20 protein-coding genes, 1 pseudogene and 1 riboswitch are annotated in these 22809 nt (G+C 68.9%); of the genes and pseudogenes, 9 read left to right on the top strand and 12 right to left on the bottom strand.

The features are described 5' to 3' along the window. Positions 1 to 143: 143 nt before the first annotated feature. From pelA to AC1DSO_RS02085, 4 genes are all read right to left on the bottom strand, one after another. Positions 144 to 1454 carry a pectate lyase gene (gene pelA / locus AC1DSO_RS02100; RefSeq protein WP_477067258.1) on the bottom strand — a complete coding sequence of 437 codons (1311 nt, stop codon included), beginning with the start codon at positions 1452 to 1454 and terminating at the stop codon, positions 144 to 146. Between the two features lie 223 nt (positions 1455 to 1677). Beyond that, entirely contained in the window at positions 1678 to 2844 is a 1167-nt protein-coding gene (locus AC1DSO_RS02095; protein WP_477067257.1) for a glutathionylspermidine synthase family protein, read from the bottom strand. Next, the gene (locus AC1DSO_RS02090) at positions 2844 to 3614 is read right to left on the bottom strand and encodes a PspA/IM30 family protein (RefSeq protein ID WP_477067256.1); all 771 of its coding nucleotides are present in this window, start codon (positions 3612 to 3614) and stop codon (positions 2844 to 2846) included. The genes AC1DSO_RS02095 and AC1DSO_RS02090 overlap by 1 nt, the downstream gene beginning before the upstream one ends. Positions 3615 to 3641: 27 nt before the next feature. Then, positions 3642 to 4313 carry a YjfI family protein gene (locus AC1DSO_RS02085; protein ID WP_477067255.1) on the bottom strand — a complete coding sequence of 224 codons (672 nt, stop codon included), beginning with the start codon at positions 4311 to 4313 and terminating at the stop codon, positions 3642 to 3644. Between the two features lie 156 nt (positions 4314 to 4469). Here AC1DSO_RS02085 and AC1DSO_RS02080 point away from each other — a divergent pair, with 156 nt between their 5' ends. From AC1DSO_RS02080 to AC1DSO_RS02065, 4 genes are all read left to right on the top strand, one after another. Then, the gene (locus AC1DSO_RS02080; RefSeq protein ID WP_477067254.1) at positions 4470 to 5117 is read left to right on the top strand and encodes a YjfK family protein; all 648 of its coding nucleotides are present in this window, start codon (positions 4470 to 4472) and stop codon (positions 5115 to 5117) included. A gap of 15 nt (positions 5118 to 5132) precedes the next feature. After that, positions 5133 to 5546, top strand: a complete 414-nt coding sequence (locus tag AC1DSO_RS02075) for a DUF350 domain-containing protein (protein ID WP_477067253.1) — start codon at positions 5133 to 5135, stop codon at positions 5544 to 5546. A 26-nt stretch (positions 5547 to 5572) separates the two neighbouring features. Next, positions 5573 to 6211, top strand: a complete 639-nt coding sequence (locus tag AC1DSO_RS02070; RefSeq protein WP_477067252.1) for a DUF1190 domain-containing protein — start codon at positions 5573 to 5575, stop codon at positions 6209 to 6211. 142 nt (positions 6212 to 6353) lie between these two features. Next, complete coding sequence (locus tag AC1DSO_RS02065) at positions 6354 to 6839, top strand: hypothetical protein (RefSeq protein ID WP_477067251.1); 486 nt, start codon at positions 6354 to 6356, stop codon at positions 6837 to 6839. A gap of 113 nt (positions 6840 to 6952) precedes the next feature. Here AC1DSO_RS02065 and AC1DSO_RS02060 read toward each other — a convergent pair whose 3' ends face one another. From AC1DSO_RS02060 to AC1DSO_RS02035, 6 genes and pseudogenes are all read right to left on the bottom strand, one after another. Then, positions 6953 to 7444: a low molecular weight protein-tyrosine-phosphatase gene (locus AC1DSO_RS02060; RefSeq protein ID WP_477067320.1), complete on the bottom strand. Its 492-nt coding sequence runs from the start codon at positions 7442 to 7444 to the stop codon at positions 6953 to 6955. Next, positions 7429 to 11040, bottom strand: coding sequence for a hydantoinase B/oxoprolinase family protein (locus tag AC1DSO_RS02055; RefSeq protein ID WP_477067250.1), 3612 nt, complete (start codon positions 11038 to 11040; stop codon positions 7429 to 7431). Before AC1DSO_RS02055 ends, AC1DSO_RS02060 begins: the two co-directional genes overlap by 16 nt. Before the next feature lie 163 nt (positions 11041 to 11203). Then, the gene (locus tag AC1DSO_RS02050; protein ID WP_477067249.1) at positions 11204 to 11779 is read right to left on the bottom strand and encodes a TMEM165/GDT1 family protein; all 576 of its coding nucleotides are present in this window, start codon (positions 11777 to 11779) and stop codon (positions 11204 to 11206) included. Positions 11780 to 11836: 57 nt separating this feature from the next. After that, a riboswitch (yybP-ykoY riboswitch) is annotated at positions 11837 to 11977 on the bottom strand. A 32-nt stretch (positions 11978 to 12009) separates the two neighbouring features. Continuing rightward, positions 12010 to 12138: pseudogene (locus AC1DSO_RS02045) on the bottom strand (hypothetical protein); the annotation flags it as partial. Further along, the gene (locus tag AC1DSO_RS02040) at positions 12139 to 12876 is read right to left on the bottom strand and encodes a DUF2793 domain-containing protein (RefSeq protein WP_477067248.1); all 738 of its coding nucleotides are present in this window, start codon (positions 12874 to 12876) and stop codon (positions 12139 to 12141) included. Positions 12877 to 12970: 94 nt separating this feature from the next. Further along, positions 12971 to 13978 carry an NAD(P)H-dependent flavin oxidoreductase gene (locus tag AC1DSO_RS02035; RefSeq protein ID WP_477067247.1) on the bottom strand — a complete coding sequence of 336 codons (1008 nt, stop codon included), beginning with the start codon at positions 13976 to 13978 and terminating at the stop codon, positions 12971 to 12973. A gap of 234 nt (positions 13979 to 14212) precedes the next feature. On the opposite strand from AC1DSO_RS02035, the gene AC1DSO_RS02030 reads away from it, so the two are divergent. Both AC1DSO_RS02030 and scpA read left to right on the top strand, forming a co-directional pair. Then, entirely contained in the window at positions 14213 to 15604 is a 1392-nt protein-coding gene (locus AC1DSO_RS02030) for a methylmalonyl-CoA mutase subunit beta (RefSeq protein WP_477067319.1), read from the top strand. Positions 15605 to 15607: 3 nt separating this feature from the next. Beyond that, entirely contained in the window at positions 15608 to 17761 is a 2154-nt protein-coding gene (gene scpA / locus AC1DSO_RS02025) for a methylmalonyl-CoA mutase (protein ID WP_477067246.1), read from the top strand. A 9-nt stretch (positions 17762 to 17770) separates the two neighbouring features. Here the strand turns inward: scpA and AC1DSO_RS02020 are convergent, their stop codons facing one another. Both AC1DSO_RS02020 and AC1DSO_RS02015 read right to left on the bottom strand, forming a co-directional pair. Beyond that, on the bottom strand, positions 17771 to 18226 hold the full coding sequence (locus AC1DSO_RS02020) for a DUF4112 domain-containing protein (protein ID WP_477067245.1): 456 nt from the start codon (positions 18224 to 18226) through the stop codon (positions 17771 to 17773). A gap of 37 nt (positions 18227 to 18263) precedes the next feature. Further along, positions 18264 to 18728 carry a DUF4112 domain-containing protein gene (locus AC1DSO_RS02015; protein WP_082009301.1) on the bottom strand — a complete coding sequence of 155 codons (465 nt, stop codon included), beginning with the start codon at positions 18726 to 18728 and terminating at the stop codon, positions 18264 to 18266. Between the two features lie 180 nt (positions 18729 to 18908). Between AC1DSO_RS02015 and AC1DSO_RS02010 the strand changes: the two genes are divergently transcribed. From AC1DSO_RS02010 to AC1DSO_RS02000, 3 genes are all read left to right on the top strand, one after another. Continuing rightward, positions 18909 to 19226: a heavy metal-binding domain-containing protein gene (locus AC1DSO_RS02010; RefSeq protein WP_477067244.1), complete on the top strand. Its 318-nt coding sequence runs from the start codon at positions 18909 to 18911 to the stop codon at positions 19224 to 19226. Between the two features lie 9 nt (positions 19227 to 19235). Next, positions 19236 to 20216, top strand: coding sequence for a methylmalonyl Co-A mutase-associated GTPase MeaB (gene meaB, locus AC1DSO_RS02005; protein WP_477067243.1), 981 nt, complete (start codon positions 19236 to 19238; stop codon positions 20214 to 20216). A gap of 391 nt (positions 20217 to 20607) precedes the next feature. Continuing rightward, positions 20608 to 22683, top strand: coding sequence for an MASE1 domain-containing protein (locus tag AC1DSO_RS02000; RefSeq protein WP_477067242.1), 2076 nt, complete (start codon positions 20608 to 20610; stop codon positions 22681 to 22683). Positions 22684 to 22809 lie beyond the last annotated feature (126 nt).

The raw sequence follows: 22809 nt of genomic DNA, 5'->3' as shown, positions 1-22809 counted from the left end.
CCGCTTCCTAATTTCATCGTCATCCCGGAAGCCTCGCAGAGGCTATCCGGGACCCAGGGGCCGGCGCAGTGCGGCTGCCCTGGGTCCCGGCTCTCCGCTTCGCTGCGGCCGGGATGACGAGAGATTACGATCAGAAAAAGGAGCTACTTCGCCGGATACCTCTTGGTCCACGCCTCATACGCCTTGATCGCCTTGGCCGGTTGGGCGCCGAACCAGGAATAGCCGTTGCGGCGCTCCAGCGAGAGCTCGTTGACCTCGTCGCGCAGGGTCTTGTCGCGCTCGCCGAAGACCGGCTTGCCGGTGGTGCGGCTGTAATAGCGCGACCAGATCGGACCGGCTCCAGACTGATCGACCAGGCGGCGACCTTCGGGGTCGCCCTTCCCGCCGGTCCAGGCCTTGCCCATGATCGCCGCGCCCTTCATCCAGGCCACGCCGCCGTGGACCGCGGCCACCTCGGCCGGGGTCGGATCGGGCAAGCTCATCAGGTACATCAGGAGGTCGGCGCTCTCGCCCGTCGACAGGGCCGGCGGCTCGAAGTTGCGGCCGGCCACGGGCTCCAGGGTGAATGGATCGGCTTGTTGGCCCCAGATCGTCGGCTTGCCGTCGATACGGATCTGCGAGGCGACGATGACCTCGCGCCCGTGCTTAGCCGCCGCGCCGGCCTTGGCGCGCAGGTCGGCGGGCACGAAAGCGAAGTCGGCCTTGGCCTCGGACACTTCGGTCAGCAGAGCCGCGGCCTCGGAGACGGCGTTGTCGTTGAAGGTGACCGCGTCATGATAGCCGCCTTCCAGCGGCCAGACCTGCGGCCAGCCGCCGTTCGGGAACTGGGCGGCCAGCAGATAGCGCACACCCTTCAGGAAGCTCTGGCGATAGGCCTCGCCATCCTTGCCCGGCAGCTGGGCGGCGACCTTCGCGAGAAAGCGCATCTCGGTGATGGTGGCGTTGTTGTCCAGCGTGCCGACATAGCCCCACCGGGGGTCGCGGGCGGCGTCGAAGTCGTTCTCGCTGAGATATTTGGAATTGTTGTCCGAGGCCCAGGGCTGGCCCGGCAGGCGCAGGGCGCCCTCGCGGTCCTGGTTCTTGCTCCAGCCGCCGGCCGGGGTCTGGAAGCTGACGATGACGTCGGCGATGTGGCGCGCCTCGGGCGAGGCGTACCAGGCGGAGTCCTTGGTCAGCGCCATGCCGCCGTCACCGTGCCCCGAAGGCGGCGGCGGCGGGGCGACCTCGCCCGGCTTCAGCTCGGCGGCCAGGGCGGCGCGATCGGCCTTCTCCTGGGCGGTCGAGCGGTCGAGATAGGCCTTCCACGCTGGTTGTTGGGCGGCGGGCAGAGCCGCGATCCGGGCGGCGGTGATCGGCTGGGCCGGGACGTTGGTCCCGATCACGCCCGCGAAGGCCGGCGCGGCCAGCAGGCTGACGGACAGGAACAGGCCGATGGCGGCGGCGCGGTGGGTCATCTGGACGTCTCTCCCCGAAGGCGTCGTTGTCGTTGGACGCCTTTTTCTCACGGGAATGATACCGGTTTCCTACCGGGTTGAAACAGATCCTCCGACTTCCCCGGCGAAGGCCGGGGCCCAGATTCATCCGGGGACGTTTGGGTGTTCGCGATCGGGCGGCGGCTCAAGAATAGCGACGCCAGAGGGTTCGATCTGGGCCCCGGCTTTCGCCGGGGAGATCGGCCTAAGGATTCTCGATGATATGCGGGATGAACCGAGACCGATCCCGCGTCACCCGTCCCCGATCCTCGCGCACGCCGATGCCGGCCGGCTGGTCGCCGATGACCCACGAGCCGACCACCGGATAGTTGACGCCGAACTTCGGCGGCGGCTTCAGTTCCTGGCGGATCCAGCCTTCCGCGCCATAGCCCTGGTCCAAGACCCGGCCCTTGCGACCGTCCTTCCAGAGCTCGACATTGGCGCCCTCGCGGCTGAACAGCGGCTTGCGGGCGTAGCTGTTGCCAAGGCGCTCGACCTTGGGGTCGTCGTCGAAATAGGTCTCCAGCAGGTTCGGGTGGCCCGGATGGCGCTCCCACAGCAGCGGCAGCAGGGCCTTGTTGGACAGCACCGCCTTCCACGGCGGCTCCAGGAACAGCGTCTTGCTGGCGGCGATGTTGGCGGCGTAGGGCTCGCGCAGCATCTCCTCCCAGGGGTGCAGCTTGAAGATCGCGCCGATCAGGTAGTTGTCCTGGTCGATGAAGCGGCCATCGGCGTCGAGGCCGATCTCGGTCGTCGGCACGAACTTGGGCTCCAGGCCCGCCAGCCTGCCCATGTCTTCCAGGAACCGCACGGTCTGGCGATCCTCGACGAAGTCGGCGTCGCTAGCGAAATGGACGAAGCCGCCGTTCGGAAAGATCTCCTTGAACCGTTCGGCCAGCCGGTCGTGCAGGCTGTTGAACTGGTCGGTGCTCTCGGGAAGCGCGCCCCGCTGGATCAAATCCTCCAGCCACAGCCACTGGAACACACCCGCCTCATAGATGCTGGTCGGGGTGTCGGCGTTGTATTCGTAGAGCTTGGGCGGCCCCGCCCCGTCGTAGAAGAAGTCGAAGCGGCCGTAGAGCGACGGATCGCGCGCCTTCCACGAGGCGGCGACCACGTCGCGCGAGGCTTCCGGGATCTGCAGCCGGGCCATCAGCGCGTCACTCTGGACCGCGTCGGCCACCAGCTCGAGACACAGCTTGTGCAACGCCTCGGTCGCGGGCTCGAGGTGGCCCTCAACCTCTTCCAGCGTGAAGGCGTAGGCCGCCCGCTCGTCCCAGTAGCGACGACCGTCGGCGTGATGCCAGGTGAAGCCGACCGCCTCGGCTTTCGACTTCCAGTCGGGCCGAGGCGTCAGGGTGAGACGGCGCATCAGGCGTCCGAGCCGTCCCTGCCATCCCTTTGGGCGACCTTCTGCTTGTCCTCGATGGCCAGCATCGGGGCGGGCAGAGCCTCATCCTTCGGCGCCATCAGGCGGGCCAGCACGTCCTCGGCCCCGCCGCCGCCCGGCAGGATGCCGGCGGCCGCCAGCTTGGCGTCGAGGTCGGCGCCGGTCTTGCGGTCCTCGGACTCGTTGTGCAGCTTGAACTGCTCCTCGCGGACCGATTGGCGTTCCTTGATGCGCTTGAGGCTGTCGGCGGCCGAGCCGACGACGCCGCTGGCCGAGCCCGAGCGCGAGATGACGGCCGCCTGGGCCTTCTGGACGCTCTCGTTGACCTTCACGATCTCGATCTCGCGACGCAGCGCTTCGACCTTGGTGTCGGTCTGGGCGATGATCGTGCGCAGCTTGTCCTCGGCGCTGCGCAGTTCGGTCATCTGGGTCGACTTCTGGGTCGCGTCCTTCTCGAGGTCGGCGATCCGCTGGGCCACTTCCAGGGCTAGGGCCTGGTCGCCCTTGTTCATGGCCGCGCGCGCCGAGGACTCGTACTTGCGCGACTGGTCGGTCAGTTGGGCGACCTCGGTCTCCAGCGACCGGCGGCGCGCCACCAGCTTGGCCAGCTCGTCCCGGGCCTTGCCCTGGGCGTTGTCGGCGTCGCGGATCTCCTGGTCCAGGATCCTCAGGGCGTTGGCGTCCACGATCGTCTGGGCCCCGTCATGGGCCGTGCCGCGGAAGAGCGCCGAGAGCTTGCTCCAGATCGACATCGATTTAAGTCTCCAGATCTCTTTGTCTTAAGCGGCCGCGACGCGGCTCTTTTCGAAGGTGTCGCGCAGCTCGCTGGCGGCGGCGATGGCGTTGTCGGCCAGGGTGCGCAACTCGATGATCAGCGTCTGCAGGGTGGTCTTGGACGAGATCTCGCCCATCAGCTCGTAATAGTCGCGGCCGTCCACCGTGGTGATGCCGAAATTCGACAGCGGCACGATCTTCTGGGCCTTGAGCAGGAACTCATTGAACGCCGCGCGGTCCTCCTGCTCGTCGCAGGGCCACAACAGGGTCGAGACGACCATCTGCAGCGCGCCGCCGCTGACATAGACCGGCAGGTCGCCGAATTCATGCATGACGACCAGCAGAACCGGCTCGACGCCTTCGATGACGGTGGCGGTCAATTCGTCCTGGCGCACGAGGGCGCTGTCGGCCAACGCGTCGCGCAGGCTGTGAATCGTCCAGGCGGTGTCGATAACGGAGTCCATGTGTCTGACGCCCTTGGGGGGATGGGGGTTGGTGGCCAGGGTCGGTCCGCGGACCGACTCGACGACGATTGCCTGCACGGCCGAGAGGATGTCGGGCTTGCACGCCGCCGGCGCCCAGACCTCGATCTTCACGAAGCCAGCACTCCGGCGCGCTTCACGCCACGCGCGGGTCCTTTCGGCGGCCTGTGCACTTCTCGTCGGTTTGACCGGCATGCGTTACATGTACGCATAACATGTACGCTTGACAAGATGCGGTTCGGCGTCATCCTGCGGCCGACTTCACCTCGGGGCAAGCGCGCTCTGAAGTAGAGCTGGCGCCGCTGTTCAGATAGGTATGCCGGCCAGAGATTTGAGGGCTCGCGGACCGCGATGTTCGGAAAGCTTTTCGGCAAGAAGGACGACGCCGCTCGCGCCGCCCTGCCCATCATCCGCAATGTGACGATCGGCCGGACCGTCGTGCTGGACCCCTTGGCGTGGCGGCGCTTCGGGGCCGAAACCCGCTTCGCCCTCGACCGCGATACGCTGGAGATCACCGCCCAGGGCCTGATCCAGCTGAACGACGGCGTCTTCGTGCATCGGTTCTATACGGACGACGAGGTCCTGTTCCAGGTGGTCTCGGACGACCGCGAGGGTCAGAAGGCCAACGACTTCACCGTCTTCGCCCCCTGGGCCAGCGAGTACCCCAGCGACCGCGCTGACCGCGACCTGTGGGGCAAGCGCCTGCGCGCCCCGACCTTCCAGGCGGAAGGGCTGCCGGAGTATCGCCGTTTCTGGTTCGGCGAAGAGGCCGTCGACCAGGAGCCCGTGACGCTCTGGGAAGACGTCTATTACGACCGCGACGCTCCGGCGCCCGCGCGCCGGCTGTTCCAGACCACCATGCTGTTCCACCGCGACCTGGCGGGCGGCGACGGGCGCGAACTGCTGCTGGCCCTGACGCTGGAGCCGGAAGACAGCAAGGACGTCAGCCACGAGACGATGATCGGCCTGCCGTTGTCGGTGGGCGAATTCCGAGCTTAGAGGGGCAAGACAGAGATGTTCGACTTCATCGGTTTCAAGGAGGGCGCGACCGCCTTCCTGCTGGCGTTCGTGGTGGCGGGCCTGTTCACCATCGCCTTCAAGTACATCTACCAGTGGATCACGCCCTATAACGAGAAGGCGCTGATCCGGGAGGGTAACCTCGCCGCCTCCATCGCCCTGGCTGGCGCGCTGATCGGCTATGTCCTGCCGCTGGCCTCGGCCCTGAGCCACACGGTCAGCCTGCAGGAGTTCGCCGCCTGGGCGACCCTGGCCGGCGTCATCCAGATCGCCGCCTTCACCGGCGTGCGCCTGGTCGCCCTTCCCGACGTCAAGAGGCGCATCGAGAACGGCGAGACCTCGATCGGCATCTATCTGGCGGGCATTTCCATCGCGGTCGGCCTGCTGAACGCCGCCTGCATGACTTCGTGAGGGCCCCGACCATGACCATAAGGGCGATGACCACCCGCAAACGTTCGAACTCGCTGAAGCTCTCGACCATGCTGGCCGGGGCGACCGCCCTGACCCTGGCCGGCTGCGACGACCCTTCCCCTCAAGCCAGCTGGGACCCCAACCGCGGCGAACAGGTCCAAGCCTTCAGCTACAAGTCGCTGGAAGAGTGCAAGGCGGCCAACGAGGTCCCCGATCCGCAGTGCGACACCTCGTACGCCGCCGCCCAGAAGGACGACCAGAAGAACGCTCCGCGCTACGAGGCCCGCGCCTCGTGCGAGGACGTCTATGGGGCTGGCAACTGCGTGCCGCGCGGCGGAGAGCACGGCGGCAGCTTCTTCACGCCACTGCTCGCCGGCTTCGTGATCGGCCAGATGCTGGACGGCGGCGGCTATCGCGGCACCGGCATGTATCGTCGCGACGACGCCTACGGCGGCGGCTACTACTCGACCTATGGCGGGCGCCTGGGCCGCGACTATGGCACCGGCCGGACCGTCATCAGCCGTGACAGCATCGATCCGCCGGACGCCATCCGCAACGCCCCGCCCAAGGTCCAGACCCGCACCTCGGTGGTCTCGCGCGGCGGCTTTGGCGGCGGCCGCAGCTATGCCAGCAGCGGCAGCTATCGCGGCGGCTTCGGCGGCTAGGACCGCTCGACATTTTGCGATTGACTCTCAACTGGACATCCCATCTAGTTGAGAAGTGTTCGCAAGAACGCGTCGGGCCGCTCACCGAGATCGGTTCGCCACGGCGGGTGTCGGCCCCCTGCTTGGCGAGGAGATTTACGGCGTGCGGCCCGACCCTTTCTCCGAAACTCACCTGAACCATTGCGGCCCTGTCGGCCTGGCCGACGGCGAACGCGTCCTGCTCTGGATGCTGCGGCAGTGGGTCACCGCCCGGGTGCTGGGCGAGGAGCCCGGCGCGCGCCTGTCGAAGAAGGCCGGCGCCCTGGTCTCGCCCCGCGTGGCCACCGCCTTCATCCTGATGATGACCGCGATCGAGAGCCAGGTGCGGCGACCGCTGTGCGTCTCCGCGCCCTGCTGCGGCGGCTATGCCGACGACGAGCAGCGCCTGATCACCGCCTGCGGCGTCTGCCCCGCCTCGCCCGAGATCGCCGGCCGCCTGCTGGAGGGCATGGTCGTCACGCCCGAAACGGTGACGGTGATGGCCCGCTTCCTCAACACGGCCCTGGCCAATGACGGCAAGGCCCTGCCGATGCGCTTCGACGCGCCGGAGGTCGTGGCGACGCCGGTGCGGCGGCCGACGCTGCACTAAACCCATGTCATCCCGGACAAGCGCGCAGCGCGCCGATCCGGGACCGCAAGAAGCGCTGAGTTCGTGGCGGTCCCGGCTCTCCGCTGCGCTGCGGCCGGGATGACAGAATTCTTTTATCGCCAGCCTTCATCAACCAACCGCCGCGCCAGCGCCTGGGCCGCCATCCCCACGTCGCGCCACGTCACGTCGAAGCCGGCGTCGTCGCCGTAGTAGGGATCGGCCACCGCCCTGCCCTCGTGGCCGGGAACCAGGTCGAGCAGCAGCCCGACCTCGGCGGTCGCGTCGCGCGGCGCGATGGCCCGCAGGCCTTCCAGGTTGTCGTGGTCGAGCGCATAGATGTGGGTGAAGGTCCGGAAGTCGTCCTTCGTCACCTTGCGGGCCCGCTGGCCGCCGATGTCGACACCGTTGCGGCGGGCCACGGCGACCGAGCGCGCGTCCGGCGGATCGCCCGCGTGCCAGCCGCCCGTGCCGGCCGAGTCGGCGACGACATCCAGGCCCAGGCGCTCGGCTTCCGCCCGGAACGCGCCCTCGGCCAGGGGTGAGCGACAGATGTTGCCCAGACAGACGAACAGCACGCTGGCCCTGGCCATCACGCCGTCCCCCAGCCGCCGCCGCCGGGCGTCTCGATGACGATCGTGTCGCCGGCGCCGACCTCGACGAGGTCGGTGGCGGCCATCGCCCGCACACTGCCATCCGCCCGCTCGATCCAGGCCTTGCCGACCGCGCCGGGCCCGCCGCCCTCCAGCCCGAACGGCGGCACGCGCCGGCGGTTGGAGAGCAAGGTCGTCGTCATCGGTTCGCGAAAGCCGATCTTGCGCACGACACCGTCGCCGCCGCGATAGGCGCCCGCCCCGCCCGATCCACGCCGGATCGAGAAGGCCTCGACCAGCACCGGGTAACGGGCTTCCAGCACCTCGGGATCGGTCAGGCGGCTGTTGGTCATGTGGGTCTGGACCGCGTCGGTCCCGGCGAAGCCCGGCCCCGCGCCCGAGCCGCCGCAGATGGTCTCGTAGTACTGCCGACGGTCGTCGCCGAACGTGAAGTTGTTCATCGTCCCCTGGGCCGCGGCCATCACGCCCAACGCGCCATAGAGGGCGTCGACGACCACCTGGCTGGTCTCGACATTGCCGGCCACCACCGCCGCCGGATAGCGCGGCCGCAGCATCGAACCCTCGGGGATGACCAGCTCGACCGGCCGCAGGCAGCCGTCGTTCATCGGGATCTCGTCGTCGACCAGGGTGCGGAACACATACAGCGCCGCCGCCCGGCAGATCGAGGCCGGGGCGTTGAAGTTGGTCGGGACCTGGTCGCTGGTGCCCGTGAAGTCGACGCGCGCGGTGCGAGCCTTCTGGTCGACCGCGATCGCGACCTTCACCACCGAACCGTCGTCCAGTTCATAGGAAAAGGCGCCGCTCTCCAAGGTCGCCAGCACGCGGCGCACGGCCTCCTCGGCATTGTCCTGGACGTGGGCCATATAGGCCTCGACCACCTCCTGGCCGAACTCGGCGACCAGACTCGTCAAGCTCTCGGCCCCGCGCGCGCAGGCGGCGATCTGAGCCTTGAGGTCGCCGATGTTCTGGTCGGGATTGCGCGCCGGCCACCGACCTGAGGCGAGCAAGGCGCGGGTCTCGGCTTCCCTGAACCGGCCCCCTTCGACCAGCAGGAAGTTCTCGATCAGGACCCCCTCTTCCTCGACCGTCCGGCTGGTCGGCGGCATCGAGCCGGGGGTGATCCCGCCGATGTCGCCCTGGTGCCCTCGCGCGGCGACGTAGAACAGCAACGCCCCCGCCGCGTCGAACACCGGCATGACCACCGTCACGTCCGGCAGGTGGGTGCCGCCGTTGTAGGGCGCGTTGAGCATGTAGACGTCGCCCGGCCTCATGCCCCGGCCGTCGCCCTCGCGGGCGTCGCGGATGGCCCGCACGCTGTCGCCCATCGACCCCAGGTGCACCGGCATGTGCGGGGCGTTGGCGATCAGATTGCCGTCGCGGTCGAACAGGGCGCAGGAGAAGTCCAGCCGCTCCTTGATATTGACCGAATAGGCGGTGTTCTGCAGCGCGAAGCCCATCTCCTCGGCGACCGCCATGAACAGGTTGTTGAACACCTCCAGCATGACCGGATCGGCCTCGGTTCCGATCGCCTTGCGGGCCGGCAGGGCCACGATCCGGTCAAGGATCAGGTTCAGGTGAGGGTCGACCGTGGCGCGCCAGCCGGGCTCAACCACGGTGGTGCCGGTGGCCTCGCGGATAATGGCCGGGCCCGGGATCGCGACGCCGACGGCCAGGGCTTCACGGTCGAACACCGGCGTGGCGTGGACCTTGCCGGCCATGCGGACGTCGACGGTGGCGAGCGGCTCGGCGGTCTGATTTGCTCCAACGGATTTTAAGTCCGGCGCGCTTCCCGCGTCCGAATGGCCGATCGCTTCGACCGACAGGGTCTCGACCACCAGCGCCGTGGTCGGCGAGGTGAAGCCAAAACGCCGCTGGTGCAGGTCCTCGAACGCCGCGCGGACCTCGGTGGCGTCGCCAAGCGGCACGACCAGCGGCGTGTCGGTCCCGGCGTACTTCACGCGCAGGGTCGCCACGGTCTCGACGGAGGCGACGAGCACGGCCTGGGCGCGCAGGGTGGCCTCGGCTTCCTCGGCCAGAACGCTCGCGCGGCTCGCGAGATCGACGGCTTCATCCAGCGGCCGCTCGACCGTCTGCTCGCGGATCAGGCGCAGGTCGGCCAGACCCATGCCGTAGGCGCTGAGCACCCCGGCGAACGGATGGATCATCACCTGGGTCATGCCCAGGGCGTCGGCGACCAGGCAGGCGTGCTGGCCGCCCGCCCCGCCGAAACAGGCCAGCACATAGCGGGTGACGTCATAGCCGCGCTGGATCGAGATCTGCCGCACGGCCTTGGCCATGTTCTCGACGGCGATGGTGACGAAGCCTTCGGCGACTTCTTGCGGGGTCATGGTCCTGCCGGTCGCCTTGGCGATCTCCGCCGCGACGGCGTCGAAACCGCGCGTCACGGCCTCGGCGTCCAGCGGCTGGTCGCCGCCCGGCCCGAACACCTTCGGGAAGAACTCCGACCGCAGCTTGCCCAGCATGACGTTGCAGTCGGTGACCGTCAGCGGCCCGCCCCGACGATAGGCCGCCGGTCCTGGCACGGCGCCGGCCGAGGCTGGGCCGACCCGCAGCCGCGCCCCGTCGAACGAACAGATCGAGCCGCCGCCGGCCGCCACGGTGTGGATGTTCATCATCGGCGCGCGCATCCGCACCCCGGCCACCACCGTCTCGAAGGCCCGCTCGTACTGGCCGGCGAAGTGACAGACGTCGGTCGAGGTGCCGCCCATGTCGAAGCCGATCACCCGCGTGAAGCCGGCCTCCTCCGCCGTCCGCGCCATGCCGACCACGCCGCCGGCCGGGCCGGACAGGATGGCGTCCTTGCCCCGGAAGGCCCGCGCGTCGGTCAGGCCGCCGTTCGATTGCATGAACAGCAGCCGCGTATCCTCGCCCCCATCCTTCGCTTGAAGCGCGTCGCTGACCTGATCCACATAGCGCCGCAGGATCGGCGACAGGTAGGCGTCGACCACCGTGGTGTCGCCCCGCCCGACCAGCTTCATCAGCGGGCTGACCTCGTGGCTGACCGACACCTGGATGAAGCCGATCTCGCGGGCGATCGCCGCGACTCGCGCCTCATGATCGGTGAACCGGAAGCCGTGCAGCAGCACGATGGCCACGGCCCGGAAACCGGCGTCGTAAGCGCCCCGCAAACCGTCGCGCGCCGCATTCTCGTTCAACGGCTTCAGCACCTGCCCTTCGACACTGATCCGTTCGTCGATCTCGACGACCCGGTCGTAGAGGGCCTCGGGCTTGACGATGTGGCGCTCGAACAGCTTGGGCCGCGCCTGGTAGCCGATGCGCAGGGCGTCGGCGTGGCCCTGGGTGATCGCCAGCACCATCGGCTCGCCCTTGCGCTCGAGCAGGGCGTTGGTGGCCACCGTGGTGCCCATCTTCACCGCGTCGATGCTCGCGCCCTCGGGCAGCAGGGCCCGGACGCCCGCGACGGCGGCGTCGGCGTATCGCTCAGGGTTCTCCGACAGCAGCTTGTGGGTGACCAGCGACCCGTCCGGGCGCCGCGCGACGATGTCGGTGAAGGTGCCGCCCCGGTCGATCCAGAACTCCCAGCCGCGCGCGGTCGGATCATGGGTCATGAGGGGCGGGACTCCTTGGCTCCGCCACCTCATAGCGCGTCCACAACCATTGTCATCCCGGGCGGAGCGCAGCGGAGACCCGGGACCGCCCCAGGCTCCGCGCTTTCGGCGGTCCCGGATCGGCGCGCTAACGCGCTTGTCCGGGATGACAGCTTTTGAGGTTCTACCCCAACACCCCCAACAGCTCCGCCACCTGCCACAGCCCCAACGCCAGGAAGATCACCGCCGCCCCGATCCGCACATACTTCAGCGGCACGACCTTGGTGGCCGCCTCGCCCAGATACACGGCCGGGACATTGGCCAGCATCATGCCCAGGGTGGTGCCCGCCGCGACCCAGCCGATGGAGTGGAACTTGGCGCCCAAGGCGACGGTGGCGATCTGGGTCTTATCGCCCATCTCGACCAGGAAGAAGGCGATGGCGGTGGTCAGGAACACGCCGCAGCGGGCCGCGCCGCCCGCCTCCTCGTCGTCCGCCTTGTCCGGGATCAGCGCCCAGCCGGCCATGGCCACGAACGAGACGGCGATCGCCCACTTGAAGGCGGCGCCGCTCAGCAGGTCGGCGACCCAGTAGCCGGCCGTGGCCGCCAGGGCGTGATTGGCCAGGGTGGCGACCAGAATGCCCAGGACGATCGGGATCGGCTTCTTGAACCGCGTGGCCAGGATGATGGCCAGGAGCTGGGTCTTGTCGCCGATCTCGGCGATGGTCACGACCAGGGTCGAGACGAGTAGGGATTCCATGCGTTTAAAAAACCTCCGGGCCGGGCATGCCAATAGCGTCGACGCCCACCCGGCCCGGATGGAAATCGGCGCCATTGGTCTCGCCAAGGAAGCTGCAAGTCCGCTTCCCTTCCCCGCGCCATGGACCAGAAGGCCCAAGTATGTTGACGGCGGGGCCCGCTGATAGGCGCGGGCGGCTACTCCCCAAAGGTGAGGCGGCGTGTAGCGGAGGCTGGGCGGGCGGTCAATTCCTCCTCACCCGCAAAGCGGGGGAGGTGGCGCGGCGCGAATACGCGCCGTGACGGAGGGGGCGTCGCCAGCTCACACGCCCCCTCCACCGCTTCGCGGTCCCCCTCCCCCGTTTCACGAGGGAGGATGATCTACACCGCCGCCGGCGGATCGAAACGCAGCAGGTGGATGGCGACCCGCACCTTGCCGGTCACGAAGTTCCCGCCGACGGCCGTCAGCAGCACCGGCGTGTCGGCATAGTAGGCGGTCGGCCCGACCACCCCGATATTGCTGGCGTTCTTGGCCACGCCCAGCGAACCGCCGAACTTGCTGGCATCACCCGAGACGCCGCAATTGTAAGAGGCCGCGCCGGTCACCGCGACCGTGGTGCGGGTCGAGACGGCCAGCACGATCGCGCGGTTCGGGATGACGATGCTGGTCGCCGTCGAGGCCCCGGACACGGTCACCTCCTGCTCCACGATCTCCAGCCGCGTATTGGCCAGGCCCGGCGAGGCCGCGGCGGTCAGGGCGCGGAACGTCGCCGACAGCGGCGTCCAGGCCGCGCCGTCGAAGGCGACCATCTGGTTCTCGTCCTTGACCCAGGCCAGCACGCCCTCGGCGGGAACCAGCGCCTCCCAGGCGCCGGCCTCGAAGCGCATCAAGGTCCCGGCGGGCTGCCCCGTCCAGGTCGCGCCGCTGGCGCCGGCCGGCAGGATCCAGACTCCGCCGGCGAGCGGGCCCGCCGGCTGGGCCGCGAGGGCGCGACTCTCGACCGCCAACTGCACCARGCCGTCCAGCCGGGCGAGGCTCTCGTTGATGGGAATGTGCTTCTGGGCCTGGGCGGCGACCACATAGGGCAGGCCGAGGCGGGGCGTGACATCGTCGAACATGAGGCGGCTCCTGCAGCGGATTGGAATCGCTCCAAGCATCACCTCGCCGCGAAGGCCGGGGACGGAGGCCGCTCCATCCCCGTGCCTCACCCGTCTATTCGGCGGCGAAAGCCAAATGATTTCCGGACGTAAGCGCCGTCTTGGCCGCCAATTCGGCCTTGGCTTGCTCGTACTCGGCCGAGAACTTGGCGATGAGTTCGCCGGCGCTCAGCACGTTTTCGATCGCGCCGATGCCCTGGCCGCAGCCCCAGATGTCGCGCCAGGCCTTGGCCTCCTGGTTGCCGCCCGAGCCGAAGTTCATGGCCGACGGATCGCTGACCGGCAGGTTGGCCGGATCCAGGCCCGCCTTGATCACCGAGGGGCGCAGATAGTTGCCGTGCACGCCGGTGAACAGGTTCGAATAGAGGATGTCGTCGGCCTTGCTGTCGACGATCATCTGCTTGTAGCCCTCGACCGCATTGGCCTCCTGGGTGGCGATGAAGGCCGAGCCGACATAGGCCAGGTCCGCGCCCATGGCCTGGGCGGCCAGGATCGAGCGGCCCGAGGCGATCGAGCCCGACAGCGCCACCGGCCCGTCGAACCACTGGCGGATTTCCTGGATCAGGGCGAACGGCGACAGGGTGCCGGCGTGGCCGCCGGCGCCGGCCGCGACCGGGATCAGGCCGTCGGCGCCCTTCTCGATGGCCTTGCGGGCGAAGCGGTCGGTGATGACGTCGTGCAGGGTGATCCCGCCGTACGAATGGATCGCCTGGTTCAGGTCCTCGCGGGCGCCCAACGAGGTGATGACCACCGGGACCTTGTATTTGACGCACATCGCAATGTCGTCTTCGAGGCGGTTGTTGGTCTTGTGGACGATCTGGTTGACCGCGAACGGGGCCGAGGGCGCCTCCGGATGGGCGCGATCATGGGCGGCCAGTTCCTCGGTGATCCGGGCCAGCCACTCGTCCAGCTGCGACAGCGGTCGGGCGTTCAGCGACGGGAACGCGCCGACGATCCCCGCCTTGCATTGGGCGATCACCAGGTCGGGATTGCTGATGATGAACAGCGGCGAGGCGATGACCGGCAGGCGCAGGCGGTCACGCAGGATTGGCGGCAGGGCCATGAAGAAGCTCCCCTTTGGAGATCGGCTTGCGGCGCCGACATATATGATCGCCGTTCAGATTAAACGATCGTTTGGCTCAGGCGCAAGGCTTGACGGCCCCAAGGGCAGGAGCGCATCACCGTTCAAAAGACAAAAAATGCTGCACCGCAGGAGAGAGACGCTTTGACCGTGGCGACCACGCCCCTGGCCGAGGAATTTGGCGCCCAAGGCGACGACGCGACCCGCGCCCGCTGGATGGCCCTGGTCGAGAAGACCCTGAAGGGCCAGAGCTTCGACGAGGCCCTGACCGTCGCCACCCCCGACGGCCTGACGATCCAGCCGCTGTATACCGCCAAGGACGGCGTCGCCGTCGCCCGCGACCTGCGCGCCCGCGATCCCGAGCGTCCGTGGGACCTGCGAGTCCGCGCCGCCCACCCCGATCCCGCCCGCGTGGCCAAGGATGTCCTGGCCGATCTGGAAGGCGGCGCGGCCTCGGTGCTGCTGCGGATCGACCCGACCGGCGCCGACGGCGTCGCGGTCGGGTCCGTGGAAAATCTTTCCACGGCGCTGTCGGGCGTCATGCTCGACCTCGCCCCCGTCGCGCTGGACGCCGGTTTCCTGGGCCCTAAGGCCGCCGACTGGCTCGGCGCCCTGGCCAAGGCCGCGCCCAATGCGCCGTTGGCCTTCCATATGGACCCGCTGACCGCCTTCGCCCAGGCCGGCGTCAGTCCTGGCCCGATCGAGAGCCACCTCTTCAACGCCGCCACGGTCGGCTCGCGCCTGGCCGAGATCTACGCCAGGGCCAGCCTGTTCCTGGCCACCGGCCGCGCCGCCCACGAGGCCGGCGGCTCGAATACCGAGGAGTTGGCGGTGATGACCGCCAGCGCCCTCGCCTACGCCAAGGCTCTGGTGCGCTCGGGCCTCTCCATGGAAGACGCCTTCGGCCGCATTGTCCTGGGCGTCAGCCTGGACGGCGAATACTTCACCGGCGTCGCCAAGCTCCGCGCCGCCAAGGCGATGTGGGCGCGGCTGACCCAAGCCTGCGGCGTCTCGGTCGCCCCGAGGATCGAGGCCCGCTCCTCGCGCCGGATGCTCACCCAGGCCGACGCCTGGACCAACCTGCTGCGTCTGACCTCGGCCGGGTTCGCCGGCGCCGTCGGCGGGGCGGATGCGATCCTGCTGGACGCCTTCACCGACGCCATCGGCCTGCCCACCGCCTTCGCCCGTCGCCAGGCCCGCAACACCCAGCTGGTCCTGATGGAGGAGAGCCACCTGGGCCGCGTCGCCGACCCGGCTGGCGGCGCCTGGTACCTGGACAGCCTGACCGACCAGCTGGCCCGCGCCGCCTGGGGCGGCTTCCAGGCCATCGAGGGCGCTGGCGGGATCATCAAGGCGCTGGAGAGCGGCCTGGTCGCCGACGCCGTCGCCAAGACCCGCGCGTCGCAAGAGGCCGCCTTCGCCGACAAGCGCCGCAAGATCCTGGGCGTCACCGCCTTCCCCAACGCCGACGACAAGCCGCCCGAGGTCGAGACACCCGACGTCTCCGCCTTCGCCGTCGAAGGTCCCGACGCCCGCCTGCCCGGCCCCGACAGCCATTGCCCGGCCCTGGCGCCGCTCCGCTTCGCCGCCGCGTTCGAGGGGGCCTGAGCCATGAGCAAGTTCCCCGACTTCACTACGATCGACTTCGCTGAAGTCCCCTCCTCGTCGGCCCCGGACGGCGCGGCCTGGAACACGCCCGAGAGCATCGCGGTCGCTCCCGCCTTCAACGCCGAGGACGTCCAGGACCTGGACTTCACCGGCGGCTTCCCTGGTGTCGCGCCGTTCGTGCGAGGCCCCTACCCGACCATGTACGTGACCAATCCGTGGACGGTGCGGCAGTACGCCGGCTTCTCGACCGCCGAGGACAGCAACGCCTTCTACCGACGCAACCTAGCCGCTGGCCAAATGGGCCTGTCCGTCGCCTTCGACCTGGCCACCCACCGCGGCTATGACAGCGACCACGAGCGGGTGAAGGGTGATGTCGGCATGGCCGGCGTGGCCATCGACTCGATTCTGGACATGCGGACGCTGTTTTCCGGCATCCCACTCGACAAGATGAGCGTGTCGATGACCATGAACGGCGCGGTGTTGCCGATCCTGGCGCTCTACATTGTCGCGGCCGAGGAACAGGGCGTCTCGCCCGACAAGCTGTCGGGGACGATCCAGAACGACATCCTCAAAGAGTTCATGGTGCGGAACACCTATATCTATCCGCCCGCGCCCTCGATGCGGATCATCTCGGACATCTTCGCCTTCACCTCGGCGAACATGCCCAAGTTCAACTCGATCTCGATCAGCGGCTATCACATGCAGGAAGCCGGGGCGACGGCCGACCTGGAGCTGGCCTATACCCTGGCCGACGGCGTCGAATACGCCCGGGCCGGCGTCGCGGCGGGCATGAGCATCGACAGCTTCGCCCCGCGCCTGTCGTTCTTCTGGGCGATCGGCATGAACTATTTCATGGAGGTCGCGAAGATGCGGGCGGCGCGCCTGCTCTGGGCGCGCCTGATGAAGCGCGAGTTCGACCCGAAGGACGACCGCTCGCTCAGCCTTCGCACCCACAGCCAGACCTCGGGCTGGTCGCTGGCGGCGCAGGACGTGTTCAACAACGTCGCGCGCACCTGCGTCGAGGCCATGGCGGCCGTGAACGGCCAGACCCAGAGCCTGCATACCAACAGCCTGGACGAGGCCCTGGCCCTGCCGACCGACTTCTCGGCCCGGATCAGCCGCAACACCCAGCTGTTCCTGCAGATGGAGAGCGGCACGACCCGCGTCGCCGACCCCTGGGGCGGCAGCTACTACGTCGAGCGCCTGACCCACGATCTCGCCGTGAAAGCCCTGGCCCACATCGAAGAGGTCGAGGCGCTGGGCGGCATGGCCAAGGCCATCGAGCAGGGCTTGCCCAAGCTGCGCATCGAGGAGGCCGCCGCCCGCACCCAGGCGCGCATCGACAGCGGCAAGCAGAGCGTGGTGGGCGTCAACCGCTACAAGCCCGAGGTCGCCGACGACATCCCGATGCTGAAGGTCGACAATGGTTCGGTCCGCGCCCAGCAGCTGGAGAAGCTGGCCCGGCTGAAGGCCGAGCGCGATCCGGTCGCTGCCGAGGCGGCCTTGAAGGCGCTGGAGGACGGCGCCCGGGGGAGCGGCAACCTGCTGGCCCTGGCCGTCGACGCCGCTCGCGCCAAGGCCACGGTCGGCGAGATCAGCTTCGCGCTGGAGAAGGTGTTCGGCCGCCATCAGGCCGTCATCAAGTCGATCGAAGGAGTCTATGGCCGGGAGGCCGGCGCCGATCCCAAGACCGCACGCGTCCGCGCCATGGTCGCCGCCTTCCGCGAGGCCCACGGCGGCGCGCCGCGCATCATGGTCGCCAAGATGGGCCAGGACGGTCACGACCGCGGCCAGAAGGTGATCTCCAGCGCCTTCGCCGACCTTGGTTTCCAGGTGGAGATCGGCCCGCTGTTCCAGACACCCGCCGAAGCCGCCGACGAGGCCATCAAGGCCGGTGTGCACGTGGTCGGGGCCTCGTCCCTGGCGGCCGGTCACTTGACCCTGGTGCCCGAGCTGAAGGCCGAGTTGGCCAAGCGCGATCGATCCGACATCGTGGTGGTGGTCGGCGGCGTGATCCCGCCCCAGGACTTCCAGGCCCTGCTGGACGCCGGCGCCGCCAGCATCTTCCCGCCGGGCACGGTCATCGCCGAAGCCGCCATCGAGGTGCTGGACAAACTGAACGCCCAGTTGGGCTACAGCCAAGGAACGGCGGCCTAGAGCCTGTCGCTAGCCGCCCTTCTTCCGGAACAGCCCACGCTTCTTCCGCGATCGCTCCAGCGCCACCTCCTCGGGCAGGCCGTGGCGCGCCTCGATGTCCTTCTGCAGCGCCTTGGCGGCCATCAGGTGGCCGGGGAAAATGGTGTCGACGGCCCAGCCCAGGACCGGCACGGTGTCGGAGAGATTGTCGGCCGCCAGATAGGCCGCCATCCGCGCCAGGGTTCCGGCCGTGGCCCTGCCCTGCAACGCGTGGAACATCAGCAAGGCCCCGGCGCCGAGGCCGTAGGCCAGGCCCACGCCCGGCACCCAGGCCAGCACGCCGTCCAGGCCGATGCCGAAGGGGCCGACGCCGATCAGCCGGTCGGACAGGCGCTTGACCGTCTCGGCCGAGCGCCATGCGCGATGGGCCTTGGCGCGATGGCCTTCGCCGGAATAGGCCGAGGTGGCGGAGATGTCGTCGGTCATGCTGATCTGAACGCTCCGCCTCTTGTCTCGATCCGACCTAGCCCAGGAACACGACCCGGCGCTTTTCCTTGCCCGACTGGATCCGGGCCAGCAGCTCGCGGTATTCCTGGGTGGCCTGCACGTCCTTGCGCGAGCCTTCGAAATAGATGGTGTCGTCCATATGCTTGGTCAGCATGTCGGCCGACCATTTGTGGCCGGTGAACAGCACGTCGATCGCCTTGCCCGCCACCGGGATCGAGCCGGCCACGGTGTCGATCAGGATGATGGCGCAGATCTGGATGACGATCATCGGCGCGGCACGGGCTCGCACGGCGTCCAGCACGATCAGGCCGCCGGCGCCCAGGCTGTAGAGCTCGCCCGCCCCCGGGATCCAGGTCAGCAGACCGTCCAGGCCGATGCCCAGCGGGCCGACGCCGACCACGTTGTCGGAGAGCTTCTTCACCCGCTCGACATTGTTGCGGATGTTGTGCAGCTCGATGTGCGACTTCGCGAAGATCACCAGGCGGCTCCAGACGGTAAACGCCGGCAATCTGCCCCAAGCGTGGCCTTGCAGGAAGGGCCGAACCGCCAGATTCCCCCGTCGCGCGAACCTCATGGCCGAAAGCGTCGCTTTTCGGGGGAGCCCCTCGCGAATGGCGGCGTTTGCGCCTAGGTTAATCGTACTGCGGCCCAGGATTCCCGGATGCTGATCACGACCACGCCGTTCATCGAAGGCCACCCCGTCCAGGAATACAAGGGCGCGATCTACGCCCAGTCGATCCTGGGCGCGAACGTCGTGCTGGACCTGCTGGCGGCCATTCGCGACTTCGTCGGCGGCCACTCCAAGTCGTACGAGCGCGTCCTGGCCCGGGCCCGCGAGGACGCCATGAAGGCGCTGGTCAAGGAAGCCGAGAAGGTCGGCGCCAACGCCATCCTGGCGGTCGACCTCGACTACAACACCGTGGGCCCCAACGCCCAGATGATGATGGTTTCGGTTTCCGGGACCGCCGTCGTCCTCTAATCCGGGGACGTGAGCCCCGCCCTCGACATCGATACGCTGGAGCAGCGCCTGGTCGCCGGCGACCGCGCCGCCCTGGCCCGCGCCATCACCCTGGTCGAGAGCCGCCGGACAGACCACCAGATCGCCGCCCGCGCCCTGCTCTCGCGCCTGATGCCCCTGACCGGCCGCGCCCAGCGGATCGGGATCACCGGCGTGCCGGGTGCGGGCAAGTCGACGACGATCGAGCGCTTCGGCTGCGACCTGGTCGAGGCCGGCCATCGCGTGGCGGTCCTGGCGGTGGATCCGTCGTCCGGCCGCCACGGCGGCTCGATCCTGGGCGACAAGACCCGGATGGAGCGGCTCAGCGTCCAGGCCAACGCCTATATCCGCCCCTCCCCGTCCGGCGGCGCCCCGGGCGGCGTCGCCCGCAAGACCCGCGAGGCAATGCTGCTGTGCGAGGCGGCCGGCTTCGACGTGGTCATCGTCGAGACCGTCGGCGTCGGCCAGTCCGAGACCGTGGTCGCCGACATGGTCGACATCCTCCTGGCCCTGCTGATCCCCGGCGGCGGCGACGAGCTGCAGGGCATCAAGAAGGGCCTGATCGAGCTGGCCGACCTGCTGGTGATCAACAAGGCCGACGCCGATCCGGCCAAGGCCGAGCGCTCGGCCCGCGACTATCGCAACGCCCTGCACATCCTGACCCCCGCCCATCCGGACTGGACGCCGCCGGTGCTGACCGCCTCGGGCCTGACCGGCCAGGGGCTGGACGTGCTGTGGGGCCAGATCCAGCGCCACCGCGACGTGATGGGCGCCAACGGCGCCCGGGCGGCCCGCCGCGCCGACCAGGACGCCCGCTGGATGTGGGCCATGGTCCGCGACCGTCTGGAAGACGCCTTCAAGACCGCCCCGCCCGTCGCGGCCCTGGCTCCGGAGCTTGAGGCGGCGGTGCGACAGGGCGAGCTTCCGGCTTCGGCGGCGGCGGACCGGTTGCTGGCGGCATTTGGGCTGTAGCGCCGGCTTCGAGCCGATGGCCCCGACCCTAGCGTGGTCGACCACCGGCCGATCTCACGCCGCCCTGGCTCCAATCGCTACAACCCAAGCGCCGGCGCCCTCTTGAATTGTAGACGGGGCCATGCATTGTCAGCCGGGTGAGAGCGTAAGCGCGTTGGAAATACAATCGCTTAAGGAGCGGCGCGTGGCGCAGGCGTCCTGCGGCGAAACGACACATCGGGTGATAACCGGGCAACTGGCGCGCGGGCGAGCGTATTCATGGTGACGTCGTCGCTCGCAGCCGAAGCCGCGCGTGGACGGCGCAAGTCTTGGCGTGGCTCCCGAACCGCTCGGCCGTCCGACGCCTGATCACCGTGTCGAAGCGCGGACTGAACGGGGGGGCGAAACGGGTATGCCGCACAGGCTGGCCGAGCAGGAACGGAGACGGCAGACCGCCCCCTTACTCGGTCTGGCCGCCGCCGTCGTCGTCAGCCTGGCGTTCAGCGAGTACCTGACGCGCACCGTCCTGGGCGTCGCCGCCTTCTGGCCCGCCAACGCCTTGCTGGCGGCGGGCCTGATCACGCTGGGCGGTTCGCGCCGCGTGTCGCTCACGATCGTGTTCGTCGTCTTCCACCTGGCCATCGACCTGCTAGTCGGCGACAGCCCCGCCCGCGCCCTGCTGTACACGGCGATCGACACCGGCGAAGCCTTCGCCATCTGGGGGATCTGCCTTCGTTTCTGGCGCGGCGCGCCGCGGATCCGCTCCATGCGGTCGCTAGCGCTCCTGCCGGCCGTCACGACGCCGGTCGCGGCGCTCGGCGCCCTGCTGTGCGCGGCGATCCTGGCGACGGTGTTCTCCGAACCGTTCCTGCAGGCGCTGACCGACTGGTTTCTGCGCTGCGCCCTTGGGCTGGCCGTGGCGCTGCCCGCGACCCTGGTGCTGATCGACGCCGAGCACCGCCGCTCGTTTTACCGGCCTTGGCGCGAGCAGTTGCTGCTGCTGTTCGCAGTCGCCGCCGTCACCCTGCTGTGCGCCCACCCGGCCTCGGGCGCCCCGCCGTTCCTGATCTTCCCGATCGCCTTGGCCACCGCCTACCGCCTGGGCGCGCGCGGCGCGGCGATGGCCTCGCTGATCGTGGCCCTGATCACCCTGCCGATCGCCATGTCCGGCGCCTCGCCCAGGTTCAACGCCATCCTTGGCCCGGTCGCCCAGGCCCGGACCATCCAGGTGTTCATGGCGGTGCTGTTCTATACTTGCCTGGCCGCGGGTCTGGCCCTGGCGCAACAGGATCGCCTCAAGCGCCTGTTGCTGCGCCGTGAGCTGCTGACCCGCGCCGCCCGCGGCCGCGCGCTCGCCGCGACCGAAGCCAAGACCGAGTTCCTGGCCACCATGAGCCACGAGATCCGCACCCCGCTGAACAGCGTGCTGGGCTTCACCCAACTGCTGGCCACGCGCCAGGATCTGCCGCCCGAAGTCCGCCGGCAGGTCAATCTGATCGACAGCGCCGGGGCGGCCTTGCTGACCGTGGTCAACGACATCCTCGATTTCTCCCGCGTCGAGGCGGGCCAGATCGAGCTTCTGACCCAGCCGACCTCCGCCGCGGCCCTGCTGCGAGACACCGTGGCGATCATGGCGCCCGAGGCCCGCGCCAAGGGCCTCACCCTGGACCTGACGATCATCGACCCGGTCGAGGCCCTGCACGACCTGGATGCCGACCGCCTGCGCCAAGTGCTGATCAACCTGCTGAACAACGCCGTGAAGTTCACCGACGAAGGCCGGATCGACGCGCGCCTGATCGTCGAACCGGGCGATCTGGAAGACCGCCTGCGCTTCGAAGTCATCGACACCGGCGTCGGCATCGACCTGGACAAGCAGGCCCTGCTGTTCCAGCGCTTCTCCCAGACTGACAGCTCGATGAGCCGCCTGCACGGCGGCGCGGGCCTTGGCCTGGCGATCTGCCGAGCCTTGGTCGAGGTGATGGATGGCAAGATCGGCGTCGATAGCGTCGCCGGGCGGGGCTCGTGCTTCTGGATCGAACTGTCGGCGCCGACCGTCGAGCCGATCGCCGCGCCCGAGCTCCCGAAGATTTCCAGGCCCGGCGCGGCCAGGATCCTGATCGTCGACGACCACGCGATCAATCTCGAGATCGGCGCGGCTCTGTTGACCCAGGCCGGCTGTGAAGTCGACCTGGCCGAGAACGGCAAGGAAGCCGTCGAGCGCGCCACGAACGGCCACTACGACATGATCCTGATGGACATCCACATGCCGCAGATGGACGGGCTGCAGGCGACCCGCGCGATCAAGGCCCTGCGAACGCCGGCCGGCGACGTGCCGATCATCGCCATGAGCGCCGACGCCCTGCCCCGCCAGGTCGAGCGCTGCTATGCCGCCGGCATGGTCGATCACATCGCCAAGCCTATCCAACGCGAGGTGCTCTACGCCAAGGTCGAGCGCTGGCTGCGGCACAAGGTGACGCTCGAGGTTTAGGGGTTCAGAGAATCCGACCTTCCCGGCGAAGGCCGGGACCCAGATCCCATGGCGCTTGGGCTGACGGGATCAACGCCGCGCCTTTGGAGCCCACCCCAGCATTCCTCCATCTGGGCCCCGGCTTTC

The organism is Caulobacter sp. P4_E5 (assembly GCF_056401555.1).
The sequence above is the reverse complement of the archived record's forward strand: the minus strand, read 5'-3'. Positions and strand labels throughout refer to the sequence as shown.